The sequence below is a fragment of the Allobosea rubneri genome (assembly GCF_032464875.1).
Taxonomy (GTDB): domain Bacteria; phylum Pseudomonadota; class Alphaproteobacteria; order Rhizobiales; family Beijerinckiaceae; genus Allobosea; species Allobosea rubneri.
Window position 1 is genome coordinate 1 of the sequence record NZ_JAWDID010000063.1, and the last position, 23,680, is coordinate 23,680.

At 66.6% G+C, this 23,680-nt stretch carries 22 protein-coding genes and 1 pseudogene; 11 read left to right on the top strand and 12 right to left on the bottom strand.

The genetic code is table 11. From position 1 onward, the window contains the following. The 3 genes and pseudogenes from RKE40_RS25375 to RKE40_RS25385 form a co-directional block, all read right to left on the bottom strand. Positions 1 to 207 (bottom strand): annotated as a pseudogene (locus tag RKE40_RS25375) (Smr/MutS family protein); the annotation flags it as partial. Positions 208 to 211: 4 nt separating this feature from the next. Continuing rightward, a complete protein-coding gene (gene mltA / locus RKE40_RS25380) occupies positions 212 to 1,381 on the bottom strand; it encodes a murein transglycosylase A (protein ID WP_316020979.1) in 1,170 nt (389 codons plus the stop codon). Next, positions 1,378 to 2,103, bottom strand: a complete 726-nt coding sequence (locus tag RKE40_RS25385) for a Tim44/TimA family putative adaptor protein (protein ID WP_316020980.1) — start codon at positions 2,101 to 2,103, stop codon at positions 1,378 to 1,380. The genes mltA and RKE40_RS25385 overlap by 4 nt, the downstream gene beginning before the upstream one ends. A 244-nt stretch (positions 2,104 to 2,347) precedes the next feature. On the opposite strand from RKE40_RS25385, the gene secB reads away from it, so the two are divergent. Further along, positions 2,348 to 2,857 (top strand): protein-export chaperone SecB, encoded by a 510-nt coding sequence (gene secB / locus RKE40_RS25390; RefSeq protein ID WP_390893531.1) that lies wholly within the window; start codon positions 2,348 to 2,350, stop codon positions 2,855 to 2,857. Positions 2,858 to 3,022: 165 nt separating this feature from the next. Continuing rightward, positions 3,023 to 3,766, top strand: a complete 744-nt coding sequence (locus tag RKE40_RS25395) for a TerC family protein (protein ID WP_316020982.1) — start codon at positions 3,023 to 3,025, stop codon at positions 3,764 to 3,766. A 9-nt stretch (positions 3,767 to 3,775) separates the two neighbouring features. Here the strand turns inward: RKE40_RS25395 and dnaQ are convergent, their stop codons facing one another. From dnaQ to RKE40_RS25420, 5 genes are read right to left on the bottom strand one after another with little or no spacing between them, the layout of a single operon-like run. Continuing rightward, positions 3,776 to 4,486, bottom strand: coding sequence for a DNA polymerase III subunit epsilon (gene dnaQ, locus RKE40_RS25400; protein ID WP_316020983.1), 711 nt, complete (start codon positions 4,484 to 4,486; stop codon positions 3,776 to 3,778). A gap of 2 nt (positions 4,487 to 4,488) precedes the next feature. Next, positions 4,489 to 5,100 (bottom strand): dephospho-CoA kinase, encoded by a 612-nt coding sequence (gene coaE / locus RKE40_RS25405; RefSeq protein ID WP_316020984.1) that lies wholly within the window; start codon positions 5,098 to 5,100, stop codon positions 4,489 to 4,491. A gap of 12 nt (positions 5,101 to 5,112) precedes the next feature. Next, complete coding sequence (locus RKE40_RS25410) at positions 5,113 to 5,943, bottom strand: shikimate dehydrogenase (protein ID WP_316020985.1); 831 nt, start codon at positions 5,941 to 5,943, stop codon at positions 5,113 to 5,115. Between the two features lie 17 nt (positions 5,944 to 5,960). Beyond that, on the bottom strand, positions 5,961 to 6,584 hold the full coding sequence (locus RKE40_RS25415; RefSeq protein ID WP_316020986.1) for a Maf family protein: 624 nt from the start codon (positions 6,582 to 6,584) through the stop codon (positions 5,961 to 5,963). Continuing rightward, a complete protein-coding gene (locus tag RKE40_RS25420; protein WP_316020987.1) occupies positions 6,581 to 7,411 on the bottom strand; it encodes a pyruvate, water dikinase regulatory protein in 831 nt (276 codons plus the stop codon). Before RKE40_RS25420 ends, RKE40_RS25415 begins: the two co-directional genes overlap by 4 nt. A gap of 462 nt (positions 7,412 to 7,873) precedes the next feature. Here RKE40_RS25420 and hemE point away from each other — a divergent pair, with 462 nt between their 5' ends. From hemE to rho, 3 genes are all read left to right on the top strand, one after another. After that, positions 7,874 to 8,899 (top strand): uroporphyrinogen decarboxylase, encoded by a 1,026-nt coding sequence (gene hemE, locus RKE40_RS25425; protein ID WP_316020988.1) that lies wholly within the window; start codon positions 7,874 to 7,876, stop codon positions 8,897 to 8,899. 12 nt (positions 8,900 to 8,911) lie between these two features. Further along, a complete protein-coding gene (gene hemJ / locus RKE40_RS25430; protein WP_316020989.1) occupies positions 8,912 to 9,337 on the top strand; it encodes a protoporphyrinogen oxidase HemJ in 426 nt (141 codons plus the stop codon). A gap of 226 nt (positions 9,338 to 9,563) precedes the next feature. Further along, a complete protein-coding gene (rho, locus tag RKE40_RS25435) occupies positions 9,564 to 10,829 on the top strand; it encodes a transcription termination factor Rho (RefSeq protein ID WP_066473551.1) in 1,266 nt (421 codons plus the stop codon). 81 nt (positions 10,830 to 10,910) lie between these two features. Here rho and RKE40_RS25440 read toward each other — a convergent pair whose 3' ends face one another. Continuing rightward, entirely contained in the window at positions 10,911 to 12,914 is a 2,004-nt protein-coding gene (locus RKE40_RS25440; protein WP_316020990.1) for a thioredoxin domain-containing protein, read from the bottom strand. Between the two features lie 61 nt (positions 12,915 to 12,975). On the opposite strand from RKE40_RS25440, the gene mnmE reads away from it, so the two are divergent. From mnmE to RKE40_RS25465, 5 genes are all read left to right on the top strand, one after another. Continuing rightward, a complete protein-coding gene (gene mnmE / locus RKE40_RS25445) occupies positions 12,976 to 14,286 on the top strand; it encodes a tRNA uridine-5-carboxymethylaminomethyl(34) synthesis GTPase MnmE (RefSeq protein ID WP_316020991.1) in 1,311 nt (436 codons plus the stop codon). Positions 14,287 to 14,376: 90 nt separating this feature from the next. Continuing rightward, positions 14,377 to 16,269 carry a tRNA uridine-5-carboxymethylaminomethyl(34) synthesis enzyme MnmG gene (gene mnmG / locus RKE40_RS25450; RefSeq protein ID WP_316020992.1) on the top strand — a complete coding sequence of 631 codons (1,893 nt, stop codon included), beginning with the start codon at positions 14,377 to 14,379 and terminating at the stop codon, positions 16,267 to 16,269. Beyond that, complete coding sequence (gene rsmG, locus RKE40_RS25455) at positions 16,266 to 16,919, top strand: 16S rRNA (guanine(527)-N(7))-methyltransferase RsmG (RefSeq protein WP_316020993.1); 654 nt, start codon at positions 16,266 to 16,268, stop codon at positions 16,917 to 16,919. Before mnmG ends, rsmG begins: the two co-directional genes overlap by 4 nt. Continuing rightward, positions 16,916 to 17,746, top strand: coding sequence for a ParA family protein (locus RKE40_RS25460; RefSeq protein ID WP_066473557.1), 831 nt, complete (start codon positions 16,916 to 16,918; stop codon positions 17,744 to 17,746). Before rsmG ends, RKE40_RS25460 begins: the two co-directional genes overlap by 4 nt. A 33-nt stretch (positions 17,747 to 17,779) precedes the next feature. Then, positions 17,780 to 18,667 carry a ParB/RepB/Spo0J family partition protein gene (locus RKE40_RS25465; RefSeq protein WP_316020994.1) on the top strand — a complete coding sequence of 296 codons (888 nt, stop codon included), beginning with the start codon at positions 17,780 to 17,782 and terminating at the stop codon, positions 18,665 to 18,667. On the opposite strand, the gene holA is transcribed toward RKE40_RS25465, so the two are convergent. Genes holA through leuS form a run of 3 tightly spaced genes read right to left on the bottom strand, consistent with a single transcriptional unit; the run spans position 18,668 to position 22,868 of the window. Further along, positions 18,668 to 19,693 (bottom strand): DNA polymerase III subunit delta, encoded by a 1,026-nt coding sequence (holA, locus tag RKE40_RS25470; RefSeq protein ID WP_316020995.1) that lies wholly within the window; start codon positions 19,691 to 19,693, stop codon positions 18,668 to 18,670. Positions 19,694 to 19,711: 18 nt separating this feature from the next. After that, positions 19,712 to 20,257, bottom strand: a complete 546-nt coding sequence (gene lptE, locus RKE40_RS25475; RefSeq protein ID WP_316020996.1) for an LPS assembly lipoprotein LptE — start codon at positions 20,255 to 20,257, stop codon at positions 19,712 to 19,714. After that, complete coding sequence (gene leuS, locus RKE40_RS25480) at positions 20,244 to 22,868, bottom strand: leucine--tRNA ligase (RefSeq protein ID WP_316020997.1); 2,625 nt, start codon at positions 22,866 to 22,868, stop codon at positions 20,244 to 20,246. Before leuS ends, lptE begins: the two co-directional genes overlap by 14 nt. Positions 22,869 to 22,958: 90 nt before the next feature. Between leuS and RKE40_RS25485 the strand changes: the two genes are divergently transcribed. Next, the gene (locus RKE40_RS25485; RefSeq protein WP_316020998.1) at positions 22,959 to 23,657 is read left to right on the top strand and encodes a YggS family pyridoxal phosphate-dependent enzyme; all 699 of its coding nucleotides are present in this window, start codon (positions 22,959 to 22,961) and stop codon (positions 23,655 to 23,657) included. Positions 23,658 to 23,680 lie beyond the last annotated feature (23 nt).

Here is a 23,680-nt window from a genome sequence, read left to right on the forward strand (position 1 = left end):
CGGCGGCGGAGCCGGCTTCGCCACGATCGCCTTCGGTGCGGCGATGGCCGACGCCTGCCGCGGCGGTTCGGGCTGGAGCACGGCGATCTCGGGCTCGGGCTCAGCCTCGACCGGCTTGCGACCGGCGAGCGGCGTCACCGTGCGCGCGACCTGGCGCCACAGTGCGATCTCGGCTTCGGAGAGCAATTTGCCACGGCGGCGCGGCATCGCCTCAGCGCCCCCGCCCACGCGGCCAGAGCACGATCAGGTCGAAGGGATGGCGGATCAGGCCGGCGCGATGGCCGGCTTGCGGGCCGGAGCCGACGAAGAGGTCGATCCGCGCCGGACCGAGGATCGCCGAGCCGGTATCCTGCGCCAGCACGAGGCGAGGCAGCGCCTCCGAACCACCCGTCCCGTCCGGGACCTCGCCGGCGATCCAGGCTGGCGTGCCGTAGGGCCAGACCGTGCGGTCGACGGCGATGCTGCGCAGCGGCGTCAGGGGCAGGCCGGCGGCGCCGATCGGCCCGGATTCAGGCGGAAGATCGTCACGGCGGGCGAAGAAGACGAAGGAACGGTTGAGCCGGATCAGCTCGCGGGCGAAACCGGCATCGGCTTTCAGCCGTGCGATCAGCCGGTCCATGGTCATCTCTGCCGGCGGGATGTTCTCGCGACGGCTGAGCTCGCGGCCGAGCGAGGTGTAGGGATGGCCATTGCGGCCGGCATAGACCAGCCGTGTGACCCTGCCATCCGGCAGACGAATCCGGCCTGAGCCCTGGACCTGCAGCACGAAACGGTCGACCGGATCGCGCATCCAAAGGATCTCGAGGCCCTGGCCGTCGAGCGCGCCATCCTCGATCGCGGCGCGATCGGGAAAGACCTCGAGGCCGCGCTTGCCGCGCCGGGCCGAGGACAGGGCCGGATCGAAACCGGGCCAGTCGTCGCCCGGCATCTTGGTGACGAGGTCCGCGGGGCGGCCATAGAGCGGCGTCGGGAAGGCGGCGCTTGGCGCCAGCGAGCCCTCGAACTCCGGCTCGAAATAGCCGGTCATGAAGCCGCGGCCGGTCTCGGCCGGGCGGACCCGCCAGAACGAGAAGCGGTCCTCGAAGAATCTGCGGGCGGCGACGGGGTCCGGCTCGCCGGCCTTCAACAGCGCGGCGGCCTCGGTGCAGAGCGCGGGCAGGCCGGGCGGCGGCTTGATGCCCTGGCGCAGCGGCGGGTCGGTCTCGCAACCCTGCGCGAAGAGCCGCAGCACGACGCGATGGTCGTCCTGCGTCCAGCCGGCGATCTCGCCGGCCGCAACGAGCTCGATGCGAGCCCCGGCGGGGACGGGTGGGGCGCTGGCCGTCACTGCCGATACGCCTGCGACCCAGAGGCCCAGAACGAGACCGGCGGCACGGATCACGCGGCCGATTCGGTCGCGACCAGCAGCCAGTTCGGATCGCGGCTGCCGAGCTGACGCGAGAAGGTCCAGACGTCGTTGACCTCGGAGACGCTGTCGGCGCTGCCGTCGACGACATTGCCCTGCGCATCGCGCACGACGCTGATCAGCTGCGAGACGAAGGCGATGGTGACCTGGGCGGTCTTGCCCTTGACGTCGACAGCGGTGATCTCTGCCTTGTCGATCGAGACGAAGTTCGACTCGGCCTTCTCGCCACGCTTCTCGCGCTCGCTGATCGCCTGCTCGAAGCCCTCGTAGACTTCCTTGGCGAGCAGGCCCTTCAGCATCTTGCGATCGCCGCGGGCGAAAGCGGTGACGATGGTCTCATAGGCGGCCTTGGCACCGCCGAGGAAGCCGCGCGGGTCGAAGCCGGGCTCCTGGCGGGCGATTTCCTCGATGCCGGCGATGATCGGCGAACCGGCCGGGGCGATGTCCTTCCAGCGGTCGGCGTCGGGGACTTCGGCAGCGGTCGGATCGTTGGCGGCACCGGGCAGACGGATGACATTGTCGCGACGCGCATCGGCCGGAGACGCCTGGTCGGGCCGCACCGAGGTCTCGCGGCGCTGGAACGGATCGGCCGGCGGCTTTTCATGCCCGGTCTTCTGGCCGAGCACGGAACGCAGCTTCCAGGCGACGAAGACCGCCAGGGCCAGGAAGACCAGTGTCGTCATATCGAAGTTTTGCATCGACGGCTGATCCAAACCTTAAAAATACGATCGCAAGCGGGCCCGTGACCACGGCCCATCTCCCGGCGGGATATGGTGACTGAGGCTCGTAACATCCACCCCCCGGCCGCGACAAGCGTTCTCAGAGAGCCTTAGCTTGTGCCAGCACGGCCGCCATGATAGCCGACGCGGGTCCGGCGCTCGCGGCACGGCGGACAGTTTCCGCAATTATGCGGAGTTTTCCGTCAGGGCCGCCTAGAAGACGATGGGACCGATGGCCAACGAAAACGGCAATGGCGCGGGCGACGCCAACCAGCAGGGGCCGAGCCTCAACACGCTTGTCCAGTACATCAAGGACTTCTCCTTCGAGAACCCGAACGCGCCGCGCTCGCTCTCCGGCCAGCAGCAGCAGGGTCCGCAGATCGGCCTGCAGGTCAACGTCACCGCGAACGCGCTGGGCGACACCGAGTTCGAGGCCGTCCTGACGCTGGAAGGCAAGGCGACCGTCGGCAACGACACCCTGTTCGCCTTCGAGCTGAGCTATGCCGGCGTGTTCCGCATCCTCGGCGTGCCGCAGGAGCAGCTGCATGCAGTGGTGATGATCGATTGCCCGCGCCTGCTCTTCCCCTTCGCGCGCCAGATCGTCGCCGATGCGGTGCGCAATGGTGGCTTCCCGCCGCTCTATATCGATCCGATCGATTTCGCCGCGCTCTATCGCCAGCGCCTCGAAGAGCTGCAGAACCAGCAGCCGCCGGCCGGAACGCCGGCCTCCTGAGCGACAAGCACAGAGAAACCGCTACGAAAAGAGCCCTTCGGGGCTCTTTTTTTTGTGCCTGGTACGCAGACCATGCCTTGCATCAGCGCGCGGGCCGCCCATCTGGGCATGACCGAAGCGCCTTCCATCCCGGAAGGTCCGGTTCAAAATCCTGCTGGAGTTTCGATGGACGCCCTGATGATACTTGCCGCCGACCCCACTGTCTGGGCGGCTCTCGGGGCGCTGATCGCAATGGAGGTCGTGCTCGGCATCGACAACCTGATCTTCATCTCGATCCTGACCAACAAGCTCCCGGAACATCAGCGCTCGCGCGGCCGCAAGATCGGCATCGGCCTGGCGCTGATCCTGCGCCTCGCCCTTCTCTCGACCGTCGCCATCATTGTCCAGCTCACGACGCCGGTGTTCTCGGTGTTCGGCAAGGCCTTCTCCTGGCGCGACATCATCCTGATCGCCGGCGGCCTGTTCCTGGTCTGGAAGGCGACCAAGGAGATCCATCACAAGGTCGACCCCAATCACGGACCCGACATGTTCGAGGGTGGCTCGGCGGCCGCCGTGACCTTCGGCGGCGTGATCTTCCAGATCCTGCTGCTCGACCTCGTCTTCTCGATCGACAGCATCATCACCGCCGTCGGCATGACCGATCACATCCCGGTGATGGTGATTGCGGTCGTCGTCGCGGTGCTGGTCATGCTGCTTGCCGCCGACCCGCTGGCGCGCTTCATCGACAAGAACCCGACCATCGTGATGCTGGCGCTGGGCTTCCTCCTGATGATCGGCGGCACACTGATCGGCGAAGGCTTCGGCGCCCATGTGCCCAAGGGCTACATCTACGCCGCCATGGCCTTCTCGGCCCTGATCGAAGGCCTCAACATGCTCTCGCGCCGGGCCGACCGGCGCAAGGGAAGCTGAGGCCTGGCCTCAGCCTTCCTCGGCCAGGCCGAGATAGCCGCGCCAGAGCGGCGCGGCCTTGAACTTCCCGACAAAGGCCTCGTGCGCCGCGCGCTCCTCGTCCGAGAGCCGCGGCGCCAACGGGCGCAGCCGGACCGGCCGCTCGATGACGGCAGCAAGGCCGGCGCCCGGCCTTCCGGCCAGTTCCGAGCCGAGGCCGAGGCTGGTCTGCTTGCCGCCGATCAGCTCGATATAGACCTCGGCGAGGATCTCGGAGTCGAGCAGCGCGCCGTGCTTGGTGCGGCGGCTGTTGTCGATGCCATAGCGCGAGCAGAGCGCATCGAGGCTGTTGCTGGCGCCGGGATGCTTGCGCCGCGCCATGGCGAGCGTGTCAACCACCAGCGCCGGAACGATCGGCGGCAGGCCGAGCCGGCCGAACTCCATGTTGATGAAGCCGACGTCGAAGGCGGCGTTGTGAATAACCAGCTTGGCGTCCGCGATGAAGGCGGCGAACTCGCCGGCGATGGCGGCGAAGACCGGCTTGTCGGAGAGGAAGGCCTCGGATAGCCCGTGCACCCTGAAGGCGCCTTCCGGCATGTCCCGTTCCGGATTGATGTAGATGTGATAGTTGCGGCCGGTCGGGCAGTGATTGACCAGCTCGACGCAGCCGATCTCGACGATGCGGTCGCCCTTCAGCGGTTCGACGCCGGTGGTCTCGGTATCGAGAACGATCTCGCGCACGTTCAGCCTCTCTGCTCGCCGCGGCCGGGACGGCCGGCCAACGCCACGAGGATAGAATGGACCTGCCGCCGCGCCGCCAGAAGGCCGCGCGAGGTGTCCACAAGGAAGTGGGCGCGCCGTCGCTTCTCGGTATCAGGCATCTGCCGGGCCAGGATCGCCTCGAACTTGTCCTCGGTGATGCCGGGTCGGGCGAGCACCCGGGCGCGCTGGACCTCAGCCGGAGCGGTGACGACGACGACGGCGTCGCAGCGGCCTTCGCCGCCGGTCTCGAACAGCAAGGGTATGTCGAGGACGGCAACGTCCGCCCCATCCTTGCGGCACTGCGCCAGGAAGGCCTCTTCCTCGCCCCGGACCAGCGGATGAATGATCGCCTCGAGCTTGGCAAGCGCTTCGGGGCGGCCAAGCACCGCGGCGGAGAGCTTCGTCCGGTCGACCACGCCATCGACGACGACCCCGGGAAAGGCTGCCTCGATCTCGGAAGCGGCGGCACCGGAATAGAGTCGGTGTACGGCCTGATCGGCGTCGTAGACCGGCACCCCCTCGGCACGGAACATCTCCGAGGTCGTCGACTTACCCATGCCGATCGAGCCGGTCAGTCCGAGCAGGAAGGTCATGCTCCGCCTCCGCTAGGCCGCCGGGATGTCGGCTTCGAGCCGGGCCCGCAGTGCCGGCGTCACCTGCGGGCGCACGCCGAACCAGCGCTCGAAGCCGGGGATCGCCTGATGCAATAGCATGCCGAGCCCGTCGACAGGCAGGCCGCCGCGCGCCCGCGCCCCGGCGAGCAAGGCGGTCTCCAGCGGCACGTAGACAATGTCATCGACGATCGTTCCCGGCCTCAGGCCGGCTAGATCAAGTTCGAGCGGCGGCTGGCCCTGCATGCCGAGCGAGGTGGTGTTGACGATGAGATCGCTCACCGCGACCAGCCCGTCAGCCTCACCCCAGCCGCGCGCCTCGACGTTCGCGCCAAACTCGGCGGCGAGCTCCTGCGCCCGCGCCGGGCTGCGATTGACCAGGATGATGCGGCCGACGCCGCGCTCGGCGAGGCCATGGACGACGGCGCGGGCCGCACCGCCGGCGCCGAGGATCAGCGCTGTCTCGACGCGACCGTCCCAGCCGGGCGCGCGATCATCGAGATGGGCGAGGAAGCCGAAGGCGTCGGTATTGTCGCCATGGAGCCTGCCGTCCTCCATCCAGATCGTATTGACGGCGCCCATGCGCCGCGCGGTTTCGCTGACATGGTCGAGCAGCGGCAGCACCGCCTCCTTGTTCGGCACGGTGACATTGCCGCCGGCGAATTCTCCCGAACGGATGCGGTCGAGGAAGGCAGCGACCTCGCCCGGCGGAACGTCGACGCGCTCATAGCTGCCGCCCAGGCCATGCTCGGCGAGCCAATGGCCATGGATCATGGGCGAGCGCGAATGGGCGACGGGATGGCCGATGATGAAGCAGCGTGTCATGGTTCGGAGCCGTTGGTTCAGGCAAGAAGCTCGAGTTCGCGCAAAGCCGCGAGCAAGTCGAGCAGGGGCAGGCCGAGAATGGTGAAATGGTCGCCGTCGATGCCCCTGAACAATTGCGCACCGAGGCCTTCGATCTGATAGCCGCCGACGCTCGCGGTCGCAGCCGGGCCGGCCTCGGCGACATAGCGCTCGATGAAGCCAGCATCGAGCTCGCGCATGAGCATGCCGACCTGCCGGCTTGCGTTGCGGACGACGACACCGCCGCGAGCCAATGCGAAGGCGGAGGTGAGCTCATGGCGCTTGCCGGACAGCGCGGCGATCTGCAGCAGAGCGGCATTCTCGTCGACCGGCTTATGGAAGGCGATGCCTTCGCAGGTCAGGGTCTGGTCGGCGCCGAGCACCCAACGACCCGGCATGTCCTGCGAGACAACAAGAGCCTTGGCGGCGGCGAGCGTCGCGGCGACACCGGACGCTTCGCCTCCCCCGGCGACGAAGTCCGCCTCGACGGCACGCTCGTCGATTTCGGGCCGGATGGCCTCGATCGGCAGGCCGGCATTCTCCAGCATGCTGCGCCGGGTCGCGCTGCCGGACGCCAGGACCAGGGCCGCGTCGCCACGCCAGAAGGAGCCGGAAGCGCTCACGTCGCGATGAACTTCAAGCGATGGTCGCGCAGCAGGTCGAGAATCGCCGCCGCGGTTTCCTCGATCGAACGACGGGTGACGTCGATCACCGGCCAGCCCCTCCGGGCGCAGAGCTTGCGCGACTGGGCGATCTCGTCGGCGACTGCATCGGGATCGACATAGGGCGTCTCGTCGTCCGCCCGCATCGAGAGCAGACGGTTCTGGCGGATCTGGATGATGCGCTCGGCGCTGGCGACGAGGCCGACGATCAACGGCTTCTTGAGACGCTCCAGCTCCGGCGGCAGCGGCACATGCGGCACCAGCGGGACATTGGCGGTCTTGATGCCGCGATTGGCGAGATAGATGCTGGTCGGCGTCTTCGAGGTCCGACTGATGCCGACCAGGATGACATCGGCGCTTTCGAGATCGCCGCCGAGCTGCCCGTCATCATGCATCAGCGTGTAGTTCATCGCATCGATGCGGCGGAAATATTCGGCGTTGAGGACGTGCTGCGCGCCGGGACGGGTCGCAGAGGCCTGGCCGAGATAGGACTGGAACAACGAGAGCACGGGCTGCAGCACCGATAGACAGGGGCAGCCGATCTCCCGGCAGAAGCTTTCGAGCCGTTCGGCCCATTCCGGTTCGACCAGGGTATAGAGCACGACGCCGGGCGACGACTCGATCTCGGCGAGCACGCGCGAAAGCTGGTTCTCGGAGCGGACAAGCGGATAGACGTGCTCGATCGCCGATACAGCCTCGTATTGCGCCGCGGCGGCCCGACTCACCGCGATCAGGGTTTCGCCGGTCGCGTCGGAGACCAGGTGCAGGTGAAAATAATTGCGTGGCACGACTGCTCCCAGCCTCGTCAGGCCCCCTGAGGTTTCTGGTCTAGCGCGCGAAGCCGGCAATTGGAATCGCCCGCAGACGGCGAAGACCGGCGAATCAGCCCTGGGGAAGGCTGGGGACAAGTCAGGCTCTTCGCAGAGCCTCCGGACGAGCCCGGGATAACCCCCTTGATCGCTCAACAGGCGTGCCTGTGTGGACAGGAGGCGGATGTTTCACGTGAATCATTTCCAGGCGTGGCATCGCAGCGCACGCCAGCGCCGATTCCAATTCGTTAAGAAGCTCTTAACGGATGGCCGGACAGCTTCGCACCTCCGAACCCGAGCCCGGACAGGCTGTGGATCGGTTGTGGATGGGATTGTGCCGGGCTATGTCCGGGGTCCCAAGAGTCAAAACAAAAGACTCTCTAAATTTAAAGATTCTCTTAAGGCCGGTCAGTGGACCGCCGCCGAGGGTAAGCGAGCACGATGACCACCTCCCTTTTCCTGCGCGCACTCTCTGGCGAAAAGACGGCGATTCCTCCGCTCTGGCTGATGCGCCAGGCCGGACGCTATCTGCCGGAGTATCGCGAGGTCAGGGCAAAGGCCGGCGGCTTCCTCGACCTCTGCTACAATCCGGCCTTCGCCACCGAAGTGACCTTGCAGCCGATCCGGCGGTTCGGCTTCGACGCTGCGATCCTGTTCTCGGACATTCTCGTCGTGCCGCATGCGCTCGGCCAGAAGGTCTGGTTCGCGGAGGGCGAGGGTCCGAAGCTGGAAGCCCTCGCCGATGCCGGCGACCTTGCAAGGCTTGACGAGGAGCTCAATCTGGAACGGCTCGCGCCGGTGTTCGAGACCGTCGAGCGCGTCCGGGAGGCTCTGCCCGCCGAGACGGCGCTGATCGGCTTCTGCGGCGCTCCCTGGACGGTGGCGAGCTATATGCTCGCCGGCAAGGGAACCCCCGACCAGGCGCCGGCCAGGCTCGTGGCCTATAGCGACCCGGTCTTCCTCGATCGGCTGATCGAGCGACTGGTCGAGGCCTCGATCATTTATCTCAACCGCCAGATCGATGCCGGCGCACAGGTCGTGCAGGTCTTCGAGAGCTTTGCCAGCGCCCTGCCGCCGAGCCTGATCGAGAAGCTCTCCTTCGCGCCGCTGCGCCGAATCGTCGCCGGCGTGAAGGCGAAGCATCCGCAGGCCAAGGTGATCCTGTTCGCACGCGGTGCCGGCCCGCGGCTGGAAGGGCTGGCGCAATGCAGCGGCGCCGACGGCATCGGTCTCGACTGGGGCGTCGATCCGCGCTGGGCGGCGCCGACGCTCAATCCGGAGGTGACGCTGCAGGGCAATCTCGACCCGCTGGCGCTGATCGCCGGCGGCGAGGCGCTGCGACATGATGTTGCGGCGATCCGCGAGGCGATGTCGGAGCGGGCCTTTATCTTCAATCTCGGTCATGGCATCCAGCCGCAGACCCCGGTCGCTCATGTCGAGCAGCTGGTGAAGCTGGTTCGTTCGTAAGGATTAGCCGCCGTGAGCTATGAGTGGATCAAGGCCTTCCATGTGATGGCGATCATCGCCTGGATGGCGGGCATGCTCTATCTGCCCCGCCTGATGGTCTACCATGCCGAGGCGCAGATCGGCTCGATCCAGTCCGAGACGTTCAAGATCATGGAACGGCGGCTGCTGAAGGGCATCATCAACCCGTCGATGACCCTGGCCTGGATTCTCGGCCTCTACCTCGCCTGGAGCGGCTTCGCCTTCAAAGGCGGCTGGCTGCACGGCAAGATCCTGCTCGCTCTGGTGCTGTCGGGCATCCATGGCTATCTCGTCGGCCGGGTCCGCGCGTTCGCCGAGGACCGCAACGACAAGTCGGCGCGCTTCTACCGGATCCTGAACGAGGTCCCGGCCGTGATCATGGCGGCGATCGTCATCCTGGTCATCGTCAAGCCGTTCTGAACCACGCTCGCGGTTTCCCGCTTGAGCGACGCTGGGAAAGCAGCTATCAGAAGTTGCGCTTCCTGTTTGCGTCCTTCCTCTCGTCGACGGCTCGTGCCACGGCTGCTCCCGCAGGCGACCACGACATTCCGACATGCGGGCCACCGGCCCCATCCCGTCGATTCCCTCCTCTGCCTCCGCCCGAGGCTCCCCGCCCGGGCCGTTAACACCCAGACCCAGGTGCCCCATGCGGGAAATCAAACTCCACGAACTCAAGGTCAAATCGCCGACTGAACTGCTTGCCTTCGCCGAAGGCATGGAGGTCGAGAATGCGAGCACGATGCGCAAGCAGGAGCTCATGTTCGCGATCCTGAAGCAGCTCGCGGCGAAGGAGACCGAAATCCTCGGCGAAGGCGTCGTCGAGGTCCTGCAGGACGGCTTCGGCTTCCTGCGCTCTTCCGATTCGAACTACCTGCCCGGCCCGGACGACATCTATGTCTCGCCCTCGCAGATCCGGAAATTCGGCCTGCGCACCGGCGACACCGTCGAAGGCCCGATCCGCGGACCCAAGGATGGCGAGCGCTATTTCGCCCTGCTCAAGGTCAACACGATCAATTTCGAGGATCCCGAGAAGATCCGGCACAAGATCCATTTCGACAATCTGACGCCGCTCTATCCCGACGAGCGTCTGCGGCTCGAGGTCCAGGATCCGACCAAGAAGGATTTCTCGCCGCGCGTCATCGACATCGTCGCGCCGATCGGCAAGGGCCAGCGCGCCCTGATCGTGGCGCCGCCGCGTACCGGCAAGACCGTGCTGCTGCAGAACATCGCGCAGTCGATCACCACCAACCATCCCGAGTGCTATCTGATCGTTCTGCTGATCGACGAGCGCCCCGAGGAAGTCACCGACATGCAGCGCTCGGTGAAGGGCGAGGTGGTGTCCTCGACCTTCGACGAGCCGGCGACCCGCCACGTCCAGGTCGCGGAGATGGTGATCGAGAAGGCCAAGCGCCTGGTCGAGCATGGCCGCGACGTCGTCATCCTGCTCGATTCGATCACCCGCCTCGGCCGTGCCTACAACACGGTCGTGCCGTCCTCCGGCAAGGTGCTGACGGGCGGTGTCGACGCCAACGCCCTGCAGCGGCCGAAGCGCTTCTTCGGCGCCGCCCGCAACATCGAGGAAGGCGGCTCGCTGACCATCGTCGCGACCGCGCTGATCGACACCGGCAGCCGCATGGACGAAGTCATCTTCGAAGAGTTCAAGGGCACCGGTAACTCGGAAATCGTGCTCGACCGCAAGGTTGCGGACAAGCGCATCTTCCCGGCGATCGACATCCTCAAGTCGGGCACCCGCAAGGAAGAGCTCATCACGCCGCGCTCGGATCTGCAGAAGACCTATGTGCTGCGCCGCATCCTCAACCCGATGGGCCCGCAGGACGCGATCGAGTTCCTGATCGACAAGCTGCGCCAGACCAAACAGAACTCCGAGTTCTTCGACTCGATGAACACCTGACCGGCGATCATCGTCGCGACGGAATGCAGAGGCCCCGGCGCAAAGCCGGGGCCTTTTTCTTGGCGACGTCCTCGTCGACGCTCACGGCGCAGCCGCAACCGCTTCGGCCAATCGATTCGGGTCCGTGATGGGTGGGAGGCAGCGGCCATGCCGGCAGATGAAGGCGGCGCCATTGCCGGCGTGCTTGGCATAGGCGTGGGCGGGATGATCGGGCTGCAGGCCTTCCGGATCGGGACAGTTGACCAGCATCGTCGTCAGATGCGGTAGTGCCAGCGCCGCCTGCCGGAAAGCCTCGCGATCCGGCCCGGCCAGTACGATCTCGACGCCGTTGCGCGCGAGATCATAGGCGTTCAGGACCGAGCCATGGGCCATCGGCGCGCGTGCGGCGACGGCGAGTATGGCCGAGAGAAACCGGTCGGCCTGCTCGCGATCTTCGGACAGGCCGGTCTGAGCGGCGATCCGCAGGAGGTTGCCGGCATGCAGGCCGTTGGCATTCGGCACTGCATCGTCGTGAGTCGGCCGGGGTATGACCGGCAGTTCCGCAGAGTCAGCCCGAGTCATGCGCAGAAGGCCTGAGTCGGTCTCGCGGTAGTACTCATCCAGATGCAGGCTCCAACGTCTGGCGAGAGCGAAGTAGTGCTCATCTCCAGTTGAGTCATGCAGCGCCAGAGCGGCTTCGGCCATCGCGGCATGGTCGAGGGCGAAGCCGGGCGCGATCAACCGACCGCCACGGTAAGAATGCGCGAGACCGGCCCCATCCGCCATGGATTCGGCAACGAAACGAAAGGCGCCGACGGCGCGCGCAAGCCAGTCCTTGCGGCCGAGGATTCCGGCGGCGCGGACGAGGCCGGAGATCATCAACCCGTTCCAGTCGGCCAGGATCTTGTCGTCGCGACCGGGCGGAACGCGCTTGCTGCGGGCGGCCAGCAGGTTTGCGCGAAGCTCGGCGAGGACTATCGCTATGTCCGGCGAAGGATCGGGCGTCTCCAGCCGGTTGAGAATGGCGTGGCCTTCCCAATTGCCCTCGGCGGTCACATCGTAGTGCTGCCCGAACAGGGCAGCGTCGTCGGCTTCGAGCAGCCGCGCGAGCTCGGCCGGCGTCCAGACATAGAACTTGCCCTCCTCGCCCTCGGAATCGGCGTCGAGGCTGGCGGCGAAGGCGCCTTCGGGCAGGAGCATGTCGCGTTCCAGCCAACCGACAATGCCTTCCGCCGCTTCGAGCAGGAGCGGCTCGCCGCTTCGTGCCGCCTCGAGCGCGTAGAGCGGCAGGAGCTGGGCGTTGTCGTAGAGCATCTTCTCGAAATGCGGCACGAGCCAGCGCTCGTCGACCGCATAGCGGGCAAAGCCTCCGCCGAGATGGTCATGGATACCGCCACGGGCCATCTGCTCCAGCGTCCGGTCCGCCGCCTGGCGCGAATCATGGTCGGCGCTGCGTTCGGCATGGCGCCAGATCAACTCGATCAGGCCGGGGTTGGGGAATTTAGGCGCACCGGCGAGCCCGCCATGGTCGCGGTCGAAACGCCGGGCAATGTCGCGGGCGAGGCCATCGAGATCGGGCTCCGGCATGGCTTCGCCTGCCGGCCTGCCCTCGCTCTGCTGCAATGCATGGCGTATGGCCTCGGCATTGCGGCGAATCCGCTCGGGATCCTGCTGGTGGATGCCGGCGAGCTGGCGGAGTACGGAGACGAAGCTCGGCCTTCCATAGCGCGCCGTCGGCGGGAAATAGGTGCCGCCCCAGAAGGGTGCGCCGTCCGAATCGAGGAACATGGTCAGCGGCCAGCCGCCCTGCTCGCCGAGACTGTGCAGCGCGTTCATGTAGACGTGGTCGATGTCCGGTCGTTCCTCGCGATCGACCTTGATGTTCACGAAGAGCTCGTTCATCACCGCGGCGGTCGCGGGATCCTCGAAACTCTCATGCGCCATGACATGGCACCAGTGACAGGCGGCATAGCCGACCGAAAGCAGCACCGGCCGTCGGCTGGCCTTCGCCTCGGCAAAGGCTTCCTCGCTCCATTCCCACCAGTCGACGGGATTGTCGCGATGCTGCAGCAGATAGGGGCTGGCGGCGTGCCTGAGGCGGTTCATGAGCGGGCTTCCCGTTCGGGGCCGGCCAAACTGACGCAATAGGCCGGTGAAGGAGCGCGGTATGACTGGCACAGCCTATCCGACGATCGTGGCGCTGTCCTCCGCCGCCGGCAGAGCAGGCGTCGCGGTGGTGCGGGTCTCGGGCAGCCAGGTCCGATTCGTCCTCGAAACGATTCTGGGAACGGTGCCGAAACCGCGGCTGGCGAAGCTCTCAGAGCTGCGCGACCGCGATGGCGAGGTGATCGATCAGGGCCTCGCGCTCTACTTTCCGGGGCCTGGGAGCTTCACCGGCGAGGATGTCGCTGAGTTCCAGGTCCACGGCTCGCGTGCCGTGCTGTCGCGGCTGCTGTCGACCCTGACCGCCCTGCCCGGCCTGCGCCTTGCCGAGCCCGGCGAATTCACAAGGCGCGCCTTCGAGGCCGGAAAGCTCGACCTTGCCGCCGTCGAAGGCCTGGCCGACCTGATCGATTCGGAGACGGAATGGCAGCGTCGGCAGGCGCTGCGCCAGATGGAAGGCGCGCTCGGCATCGCCGCGGCCGAATGGCGTGCCGCGCTGATCAAGGCGATGATGCTGCTCGAGGCGGAGATCGATTTTGCCGATGAGGGCGATGTTTCGGGGCCGCTGATCGCGGAGGCGGTCGGCATTGCGCGGACGGTACTACCAAGTCTTCAAACCGCGCTGGGCAGCTTCAGGGCCGGAGAGCGCGTGCGTGAGGGCTTTGTCGTCGTGCTGGCCGGGCCGCCCAATGCCGGCAAGTCGAGCCTGTTGAATGCGCTGGCACGCCGCGACGTCGCCATCGTCTCGCCGATCGCCGGCACGACCCGCGACGCGATCGAGGTCCGACTCGATCTCGGAGGCATACCGGTCTTGCTGGTCGATACCGCTGGGCTACGCGAAAGCGCAGATGAGATCGAAGTCGAGGGCGTGAGACGAGCCCTGCAGCGCGTGGCCGATGCCGATCTCACCCTGCACCTGCGTGCGATCGATTCGGACCCGGTACCGTTGCCGGAGGGCGCATCGAGCCTTGCGATCGTGACCAAGATCGATCTGCCGGGCGAGCAGCGGACCGGAGAGGTTGGGGTCTCGGCGCGAAGCGGAGAAGGGGTCGACGAACTGATCGAGCTGATCGGTGCGCGCCTGCGGGACATGGCGAGCCCCGAGCCGGCCTTGCTGACCCGCGAGAGGCAGCGGATCGCGGTTGGCGAAGCGGTCTCGGCCATCATCCGTGCGGAGGCGCTCGATCATGGCCAGCCCGAACTGATCGCCGAGGAATTGCGGCTGGCGGCGCGCGCCCTGGAGCGGCTGGTCGGGCGGATCGATGTCGAAGACGTGCTCGACAGCCTGTTCTCCGGCTTCTGCATCGGCAAGTAAGCCGGCTGCCAGGCAGCGATTTCGTCGCACGAGGCTGTGATCAACGGTGTTTTCATTGACCGCGCCGAAAGGCTTGGCTAGCGAAGAACCATGTCTGACAGCAACGGAACGACGCATTACGACGTGATCGTCGTCGGCGGTGGCCATGCGGGGGCGGAAGCCGCCGCCGCGGCCGCGCGGCTCGGCGCACGCACGGCCCTGCTTACACACAAGCTCGCGACCATCGGGGTGATGTCCTGCAATCCGGCGATCGGCGGGCTCGGCAAGGGCCATCTCGTCCGTGAGATCGATGCGCTCGACGGCATCATGGCGCGTTGCGCCGACCAGGGCGGTATCCAGTTCCGCATGCTCAACCGGCGCAAGGGCCCGGCCGTACGTGGGCCGCGGGCCCAGGCCGACCGGAAGCTCTATCGCGAGGCCGTGCAGGCGGCGCTCAGAGCTTGTTCCGGACTCGATCTGATCGAGGGCGAAGCGTTCGATCTTGATGTCCACGAGGGAGAGGTGCGCGGCGTGCTCCTCGCCGATGGCCGTCGATTCGGCTGTGGAACGGTCGTGTTGACGACCGGCACCTTCCTGCGCGGCCTCGTCCATATCGGCGAGAAGAAGATCGCGGCGGGGCGGGTCGACGAAGCCCCTTCGGTCGGGCTTTCCCTGACTCTGGAACGCCATAACTTCCCGCTCGGTCGCCTGAAGACGGGTACACCGCCGCGGCTCGACGGCCGTACCATCGACTGGGCGGCGTTGGACATGCAGGCCGGGGACGATCCGCCGGAGCCGTTCTCGGCGCTGACCAGCGCGATCACGACGCCGCAGATCTCCTGCGGCATTACCCGGACCACGCTGGCGACCCATGAGCTGATCCGGGCCAACCTGCATCGCGCGCCGATGTTCTCCGGTCAGATCGAAGGGCGAGGCCCGCGCTACTGCCCGTCGATTGAGGACAAGGTCGGCCGCTTCGGCGACCGTGACGGCCACCAGATCTTTCTGGAGCCTGAGGGGCTGGATGATCCGACGGTCTATCCGAACGGCATCTCGACCTCGCTGCCCGAGGACGTACAGCTCGGCCTGCTGAAGACGATCCCGGGGCTCGAGCGCACCACCATGCTGCGACCGGGCTATGCGATCGAGTATGATTTCGTCGATCCGCGCGCCCTGACCGCCGGGCTCGAGACGCGTGCGATCCGTGGCCTCTTCCTCGCCGGGCAGATCAACGGCACCACCGGCTATGAGGAGGCGGCGGGCCAGGGCCTGCTCGCCGGGCTCAACGCCGCAAGGCGCGCCGGCGGCAGCGAGCCGATCGTGCTCGACCGGGCGCAGTCCTATATCGGGGTGATGATCGACGATCTGGTGACGCGAGGCGTTACGGAGCCGTACCGGATGTTCACCTCGCGTGCCGAGTTCCGGCTCTCGCTGCGGGTCGATAATGCCGACGAACGCCTGACCGGCCTTGGGATCGCGCTCGGCCTGGTCGGTGCGACGCGACGGGACAAGTTCGCGACGCGGCAGGAGCAGATCGCGAAACTGACGGGGCAGCTGAAGCAGCGCGTGCTGACCCCGTCCGAGGCAGCGGTGGCCGGCCTCCAGGTCAATCGGGACGGGGTCAAGCGCAGCCTTTTCGAGATCCTCTCCTACCCCGGCGTCGAGTTCGGCGCCTTGGCCAGCGCCTGGCCTGATCTCGCGGGCTATCCCGAGGATGTGACGATGCGCGTCAGCGCCGATGCGACCTATGCGGTCTATCTCGACCGGCAGTCGGCGGAGATCGATTCCTATCAGCGTGACCAGGCGCTGAGGCTGCCGCGGGATCTCGACCTTGCCGAAATCTCCGGCCTATCCAATGAGCTGCGGGCCAAGCTCGAAGCCGCCCAGCCTGCCAATCTGGCGCAAGCCGGCAGGATCGAAGGCATGACGCCGGCGGCCCTGACCTTGCTGGCAGCGCATGCGCGGCGGAGAAAATCCGCAACCGTCACCGAAGCGGCATCATGACTGTGCGTTCAGTTGATAACTCAGACCGCCAGCGCGGTTTGAGCTTGACTCCTGTTTCACGTGAAACAGAGGAGCGCCTGGTTGTCCTCGTCGCCGAGCTCGAACGCTGGCAGCGGGCCAAGAACTTGGTCTCGACCGCGACGCTCGACGAGGTCTGGACCCGGCATATCGCCGATTCGCTGCAGCTCTTCGATCATGCCCCCGAAGCCCGGCGCTGGCTCGACCTCGGTTCCGGTGGCGGCTTTCCCGGTCTGGTTCTCGGGATCCGGTTGGCGGAGATAGGCGGACATATCGATCTGGTCGAGAGCAACGCCCGCAAATGCGCCTTTCTGCGCCATGCGGCCCGGCTGACCGGCGCGGCGGTGACGGTTCATGCGGCCCGGATCGAGGATGCGATGCCGCAATTTCTCGGCAAGGTCGATGTGGTGACGGCGCGGGCGCTCGCGCCTTTGCCGCTCCTGCTGGACTGGTGCAAAGAGCTGTTGAGAACCGGTGTGATCGGGGTCTTTCCGAAGGGACAACATCTAGATGCCGAATTGACCGACGCTTCTAAATATTGGAAGATTCAGGCATCAACGTTTCCTTCCGTTACGGATTCGGCGGCGCGTATCCTGGTGATCCGCAACGCTCAGAAGCGGACCGACTCATGAACGACCTAGGCCCTCGGCCAAGCTCCGGCCGGCCTCGTGTCCTGGCCCTCGCCAATCAGAAGGGCGGCGTCGGCAAGACCACGACGGCAATCAATCTCGGCACCGCGCTGGCGGCGATCGGCGAGAAGGTGCTGATCATCGATCTCGACCCTCAGGGCAACGCCTCGACAGGGCTCGGCGTCGACCGTAAGAGCCGGCGCGCCTCGACCTATGACGTGCTCTGCGGCGATATCGGCCTGGGCGCCGCGATGCAGGCAACGGCCGTTCCCAATTTGTTCATTGCGCCGTCGACACTCGACCTGCTCGGCGTCGAGCTCGAGATCGCCGGCGAGAAGGACCGGGTGCAGCGCCTGAAGAAGGCGGTCGACGAGCTCGAGCACGATCAGCGTTGCAACGACCTGACCTATATCCTGATCGATTGCCCGCCTTCGCTCAGCCTGATCACGATCAACGCGATGACGGCGTCGGATGCCGTGCTGGTGCCGCTGCAGTGCGAGTTCTTCGCGCTGGAAGGCCTCAGTCAGCTCTTGAAGACGGTGGAACAGGTGCGCGCCGGCCTCAATCCACGGCTGATTATCCAGGGCGTCGTGCTGACCATGTACGACCCGCGCAACAATCTCTCCGGCCAGGTCATGGCCGATGTCCGCGACTTCCTCGGCGACAAGGTCTACGAAACCGTGATCCCGCGCAATGTCCGGGTTTCCGAAGCGCCGTCCTATGGCAAGCCTGCACTGCTTTATGATCTGCGCTGTGCGGGTTCGCAGGCCTATCTCCGGCTGGCCTCCGAGGTGATCAAGCGCGAGCGGACCCTGCGGGCCGCGGCCTAGTTCTGAAGATATAGAAAGTTCAAGAGGTTGACGATGGCGGAGGAACAGGGACGCTCACGTCTTGGCCGTGGTCTCGCCGCGCTGATCGGCGATGTCGGTGACGAGATCGGCGCAATCGAGCGCTCGCGCGGTCAGCGCAAGGTGCCGGTCGAGTTCCTGCGCCCGAGCGCCCGCAATCCGCGCCGGATCTTCGACGATGCCGAGCTCGACGATCTGACGGCCTCGGTGCGCGAACGCGGCATCCTCCAGCCGATCATCGTGCGGGCCTTCCCGGGCATGCTCGATGCGTATGAGATCATCGCCGGGGAGCGGCGCTGGCGGGCAGCGCAGCGGGCCGAGCTGCACGAAGTCCCGGTGATCTTGGTCGAGGCCAATGACCGCGAAGCGCTCGAGATCGCCATCGTCGAGAACGTGCAACGCGCCGATCTCAACGCCATCGAGGAAGCGGCCGGCTATGAGCGCCTGATCGCGGAATTCGATTATACCCAGAACGATCTTGCGAAGGTGATCGGCAAGAGCCGCAGCCATGTCGCCAACACGCTGCGCCTCAGCAAGCTGCCCGAACCCGTAAGGCAGATGGTCAGCGAAGGAGCGGTCTCCGCTGGCCATGCCCGGGCGCTGCTCTCTGTTTCGGACCCGGAACAGGTGGCGAAACGCATCGTCGAGCAGGGGCTGACGGTCCGCGATATCGAGCGCCTCGGCCAGGAAGAGGCGCGCGGCGAGACCAAGAGCGTGCCGAACACTGCGGCGGTCGCGAAGCGGGAAAAGGACCCCGATACCCGCGCTGTCGAGAAGGCGCTGGAAGAGGCGCTCGGGCTCGGCGTCTCGATCAAGCACCGGGCCAATGGCGGCGGCGAGATGAAGATCGCTTACAAGACGCTGGAGCAGCTCGACGCGCTGTGCCGGCGCCTGAAGGACTGATCAGCCTCGGCCGGACCCGGCCATGCGGGCGAGCGTCCAGAGCGCTCGCATCGCGACCGGCTTGCCCATCTCGCCATCGCGGCGGACCGCGATCATGGCGGCGCCGAGTACTGCCACCGCATCCTTGAGCTTCGTCGCATTCCAGGCGCCAAGCGCGGCTTCCGCCGGTGCCAGGCGCGGATAGGGCAGCCGCATCGCCGCCACGGCATCGCGGGCGCTGCGGCCGGCATCGAGCGCGAAGCGGGCCTTCATCAGCGCCAGCGCATGGCGCAGCACCGCGCCGAGCAGAACACCCATGTCGAGCCCCTCGCCGGCGAGCTTGCCGAAGGCGAGATCCAGGGCGGCGAAGCGGCCGGCAAAGACGGCGTCGATGACGCTGGCCTGTTCGCGCTGGGCGGTATCGCCGACCACCGATTCGACATGGGCTAGCGTGACGGCGGTGTCCTGGCCGGCATAGAGGATCAGCTTGTCGATCTCCTGCCGCGAGGTCTGGCGATCGCCGCCGAGCAGGCCGACCAGGGAGTCGCGCGTCGTCCGGTCGATGGACTTGCCGGAGGCACGGACCATCTCGTCGACGATCGTGCCGAGATCGCGGGCGGCATCGCCATAGCAGGGGACTGCCAGGGCGGTTCGCGCCTTCTCGCAGGCTGTCCGGAGCGGGTTGGAGCGTTGCAGATCGCCAGCCTCGACGATGACCACGGCGTCCCTGGACGGCGTCGCCAGCAGCGGCTCCACCGCCGCTAGCAAGGGCTTGGAGGTCACCGAGACACGGATTGCCCGCCGTCCGCCGAACAGGCCGATGGTATTGGCCTCGTCGACCAGCTTCAGCGGGTCGCCGGCGATGTCGTCGCCGCTCATGCGGACCAGCTGGAAGGCATCCTGGACATCGTCCACGCTGGCGCGGGCGAGCGCTGTCGCCCGCTCCGAGACGAGCCCGGCATCGGGGCCGTAGAACAGGAAGAGCCGCCAGGCGGGGTCCGGCCGCGCCAGCGCCCGGTCCGCCTCATGCGCCTTGATCGTCGCCATGGCGGCGGTGCCGCCGGCTCAGGCGGTCAGGTCGGCGGCCACGCGGGCGCGGATCAGCTGAGCCAGATTCTTGGCGGCCCGGATCTGCGCGTCACGCGCAGCGCGCAGATTGGCGAAACGCTGGGTCGAGCGCTCATAGGGCGCGCGCACCACGCTCTGGCCGGAGGCGATGACCTCGTTGGAGCCGTTGCGCAGCAACTGCCAGTCGGCCGTGGCGACGAGGATCGCCGAATCGGCGCGGCCATTGGCGTAGTCGACGGTGATCACCTCGAGCGACTCGGTGGTGTTCGCGACCAGGCGGAACTTCTTCTGCAGGTCCGGAGCGCCGCCGCCATCGAACTCGAAGACCAGCTCATTGCGCAGATAGTGGCCGACGAGGCCTTTGATCTCGGGAACCTCGATGCTGAGCATGGCGTTGCGAACGTTGTCGCCGACCTTGCTCACCGTGGCGTCGGCATAAAGCGGCCGGAAGCAGCCGCCGGCGAGCGCCGCCAGCGTGAGCGCGGCGGCCAGCGCGAACGGCCGGCCGCGACGGCGGATGGTTCCGGCTTCAGACGACGACATTCACGATTCTCCCCGGAACCACGATGATCTTGCGGATCGCCCGGCCTTCCAGCGCCCTGACCACGGCTTCCGAGCCGCGGGCAGCGGCCTCGACCGCCACCGTATCGGCATCCGCCGCCACGGTCACCTCGGCCCGCTTCTTGCCGTTGATCTGTACCGGCAGGATGATGCTGTCATCGCGTAACAAATCCGTTTCCGCTTCCGGCCAGGCGGCCTCGCCGACGAGACCGGGCAAGCCGAGGGCGTGCCAGCATTCCTCGGCGAGATGCGGCATCATCGGGGCGACAAGCTGCGTCGCGATCATGGCGGATTCATGCAGCGCGAAGGCGGTGTCGGCCGGCAGATCAGCGCTTTCGGCTGCGGCGTCGAGCGTCTTGGCGATGGCGTTGGTCAGCGAATAGACATGCGCGACGCAGCGATTGAAGCCGAGGCGCTCGATATCGGCGCCGACCGCATGCAAGGCGCGGTGGCTCGTCTTGCGCAGCAGGGAGGCCGCCTCGCCGAAGCTCGCCGGGCGGGCGACGCGATTGCCGGTGCGTGCGGCGATCTCGCTGACCAGGCGCCAGAGGCGCTGGACGAAGCGGGCAGCGCCCTGAACGCCCTCATCGCTCCAGATCACGTCGCGATCCGGCGGCGAATCGGAGAGCATGAACCAGCGGGCGGTGTCGGCGCCGTAGGAAGCGATGATGTCGTCGGGGTCGACGACGTTCTTCTTCGACTTCGACATCTTCTCGATCGAGCCGATCTCGATCGGTGCGCCGCCGTCGACGTCGAAGCCGCGGCGCTCGCTGCCGGTGACCTCGATGCGGACATTGCCGGGCTCGACCCAGCTGCCGTCCTGCGCCCGATAGGTCTCATGAACGACCATGCCCTGGGTGAACATGCCGTCGAAGGGCTCATCCACGCCGGCATGGCCGGTCGCCTTCATCGCGCGGGTGAAGAAGCGCGAATAGAGCAGGTGCAGGATGGCGTGCTCGACGCCGCCGATATACTGGTTGATCGGCAGGAACCGGTCGACCGCGGCGCGGTCGGTCGGGCTGGCTTCGAGCCAGGGATTGGTGAAGCGGGCGAAATACCAGGACGAATCGACGAAGGTGTCCATGGTGTCGGTCTCGCGCCGCGCCGGCTTGCCGCAGGACGGGCAGGAGACGTTCTTCCAGCTCGGATGATGGTCGAGCGGGTTGCCCGGCTTCTCGAAGGAGACGTCATCGGGCAGCTTCACCGGCAGCTGCTCTTCCGGCACCGGAACGGTGCCGCAATCGGCGCAGTGGATGATCGGGATCGGGCAGCCCCAGTAGCGCTGGCGCGAAATGCCCCAGTCGCGCAGGCGGAAATTGACCTTGCGCTGGCCGACCGGCCGGTTGCCGCGGGTCTCCGCCTCGAGGCGCCGCGCGACTTCTTCTTTCGCGTCCGGAATGGTCATACCGTCGAGGAAGCGCGAATTGATCATCCGGCCATCGTCGGTATAGGCGGTGTCGGTGATCACGAAGCTCGCAGGATCGACGCCCTCCGGGCAGACCACCGGGGTATTGCCGAGGTCGTACTTGTTGACGAAGTCGAGGTCGCGCTGGTCATGCGCCGGGCAGCCGAAGATCGCGCCGGTGCCGTATTCCATCAGGATGAAATTCGCCACGTAGATCGGCAAAGTCCATGACGGATCAAAGGGATGGACGGCGCGCAGGCCGGTGTCGAAACCGAGCTTGCCGGCCTTGTCGATGTTCTCCTGGGCCGTGCCGGTCTTCTTGCATTCGGCGATGAAGGCCTGGAGCCCGGGATTGTCGACCGCGGACGCCTTGGCCAGCGGATGGTCGGCCGCGACCGCCATGAAGCGGGCGCCGAACAGCGTGTCCGGACGGGTGGTGTAGATCTCCAGCTCGTCCTGCCCCAGGGCATTCGATTCGAGCGCGAAACGAACCAGCAGGCCCTCGGAACGGCCGATCCAGTTCTTCTGCATCAGCCGGACCTTGTCCGGCCAGCGCTCCAGCCCGTCGAGGGCGTCGTTGAGCTCCTGGGCGTAGTTGGTGATCTTGAAGAACCACTGAGTCAGCTCGCGCTGCTCGACGACGGCGCCGGAGCGCCAGCCGCGGCCGTCGATGACCTGCTCATTGGCGAGCACGGTCTCGTCGACCGGGTCCCAGTTGACCTTGGCGGTCTTGCGATCGACCAGCCCGGCCTTCAGGAAGTCGAGGAAGAGCTTCTGCTGGTGACGATAATAGCTGGGGTCGCAGGTCGCGAGCTCGCGGCTCCAGTCGAGCGACAGGCCCATGGACTGCAATTGCGTCCGCATCGTCGCGATATTGGCGTAGGTCCATTCGCGCGGATGGACCTTGTTGGCCTTGGCGGCGTTCTCCGCCGGCAGGCCGAAGGCGTCCCAGCCCATCGGGTGGAGCACGGCAAAGCCCTTGGCCCGCTTGTAGCGCGCCACCACGTCGCCCATCGCATAATTGCGGACATGGCCCATATGGATGCGCCCCGACGGATAGGGGAACATCTCGAGCACGTAGTAAGCCGGGCGCGTATCGTCGTTGCGGGTCTCGAAGAGCTTGCGCTCATCCCAGACCTTGCGCCATTTCGGCTCGGCTTCCTTCGGATTGTAGCGTTCGGCGGCCATGCTGATCGTGTCGTTCTTGCGTAATCGGACTGGCCCGGACTAGGACACCATCGGACGCGCCGGGTCAATGTTTGGAAAGGCTTGGCGGCGATGCGGGCAAAGGACGGCGCGATGCAGGATGTGGTGACGGGATTGCAGGAGACGCGTGCGGCGATCGCGCGTGCGGCGCGCGATTTCGGCCGCCGGCCGGAGGATGTGACGCTGATCGCGGTCTCCAAGACCAAACCGACCGAAGTGATCCTGCCGGCGCTCGAGGCCGGGCAGGTCGATTTCGGCGAGAACTACGTCCAGGAAGCCAAGGCGAAATGGCCGGACCTGCGCGAACGCTTCCCGCATGCGCGGCTGCACATGATCGGGCCGCTGCAGTCCAACAAGGCGAAGGAGGCGGTGGCGCTATTCGATACGATCCACTCGCTGGACCGCGAGAGCCTCGCCAAGGAATTGTCGCGGGAGATCGCGCGCAGCGGCCGCGCGCCGCGGCTGATCGTCCAGGTCAACACCGGTGCCGAGCCGCAGAAGGGTGGCGTTCTGCCGCCCGATGTCGACGCCTTCCTGACGAGCTGCCGGGTGACCTACGGGCTGGAGATCGAGGGGCTGATGTGCATCCCGCCGGCGGACGAGCCGCCCTCGCCGCATTTTGCGCTGCTCGCCAAGATCGCCAAGCGCAATGGCCTGCCGATCCTGTCGATGGGGATGAGTGCCGACTATGAGGCGGCGATCCAGCTCGGAGCGACGCATGTGCGCGTCGGCAGCGCGATCTTCGGTGCGCGCGACTACGGCACTACCTGACAAGCCGCTGATATCGCCGGTCT

Excerpts from the sequence above, each read along its gene's own strand:
- RKE40_RS25385 (WP_316020980.1), bottom strand. The coding sequence starts at position 2,103 with ATGCAAAACTTCGATATGACGACACTGGTCTTCCTGGCCCTGGCGGTC.
- secB (WP_390893531.1), top strand. The coding sequence starts at position 2,348 with ATGGGACCGATGGCCAACGAAAACGGCAATGGCGCGGGCGACGCCAAC.
- RKE40_RS25395 (WP_316020982.1), top strand. The coding sequence starts at position 3,023 with ATGGACGCCCTGATGATACTTGCCGCCGACCCCACTGTCTGGGCGGCT.
- coaE (WP_316020984.1), bottom strand. The coding sequence starts at position 5,100 with ATGACCTTCCTGCTCGGACTGACCGGCTCGATCGGCATGGGTAAGTCG.
- RKE40_RS25410 (WP_316020985.1), bottom strand. The coding sequence starts at position 5,943 with ATGACACGCTGCTTCATCATCGGCCATCCCGTCGCCCATTCGCGCTCG.
- hemE (WP_316020988.1), top strand. The coding sequence starts at position 7,874 with ATGACCACCTCCCTTTTCCTGCGCGCACTCTCTGGCGAAAAGACGGCG.
- rho (WP_066473551.1), top strand. The coding sequence starts at position 9,564 with ATGCGGGAAATCAAACTCCACGAACTCAAGGTCAAATCGCCGACTGAA.
- RKE40_RS25440 (WP_316020990.1), bottom strand. The coding sequence starts at position 12,914 with ATGAACCGCCTCAGGCACGCCGCCAGCCCCTATCTGCTGCAGCATCGC.
- mnmE (WP_316020991.1), top strand. The coding sequence starts at position 12,976 with ATGACTGGCACAGCCTATCCGACGATCGTGGCGCTGTCCTCCGCCGCC.
- mnmG (WP_316020992.1), top strand. The coding sequence starts at position 14,377 with ATGTCTGACAGCAACGGAACGACGCATTACGACGTGATCGTCGTCGGC.
- rsmG (WP_316020993.1), top strand. The coding sequence starts at position 16,266 with ATGACTGTGCGTTCAGTTGATAACTCAGACCGCCAGCGCGGTTTGAGC.
- RKE40_RS25460 (WP_066473557.1), top strand. The coding sequence starts at position 16,916 with ATGAACGACCTAGGCCCTCGGCCAAGCTCCGGCCGGCCTCGTGTCCTG.
- RKE40_RS25465 (WP_316020994.1), top strand. The coding sequence starts at position 17,780 with ATGGCGGAGGAACAGGGACGCTCACGTCTTGGCCGTGGTCTCGCCGCG.
- holA (WP_316020995.1), bottom strand. The coding sequence starts at position 19,693 with ATGGCGACGATCAAGGCGCATGAGGCGGACCGGGCGCTGGCGCGGCCG.
- lptE (WP_316020996.1), bottom strand. The coding sequence starts at position 20,257 with ATGTCGTCGTCTGAAGCCGGAACCATCCGCCGTCGCGGCCGGCCGTTC.
- leuS (WP_316020997.1), bottom strand. The coding sequence starts at position 22,868 with ATGGCCGCCGAACGCTACAATCCGAAGGAAGCCGAGCCGAAATGGCGC.
- RKE40_RS25485 (WP_316020998.1), top strand. The coding sequence starts at position 22,959 with ATGCGGGCAAAGGACGGCGCGATGCAGGATGTGGTGACGGGATTGCAG.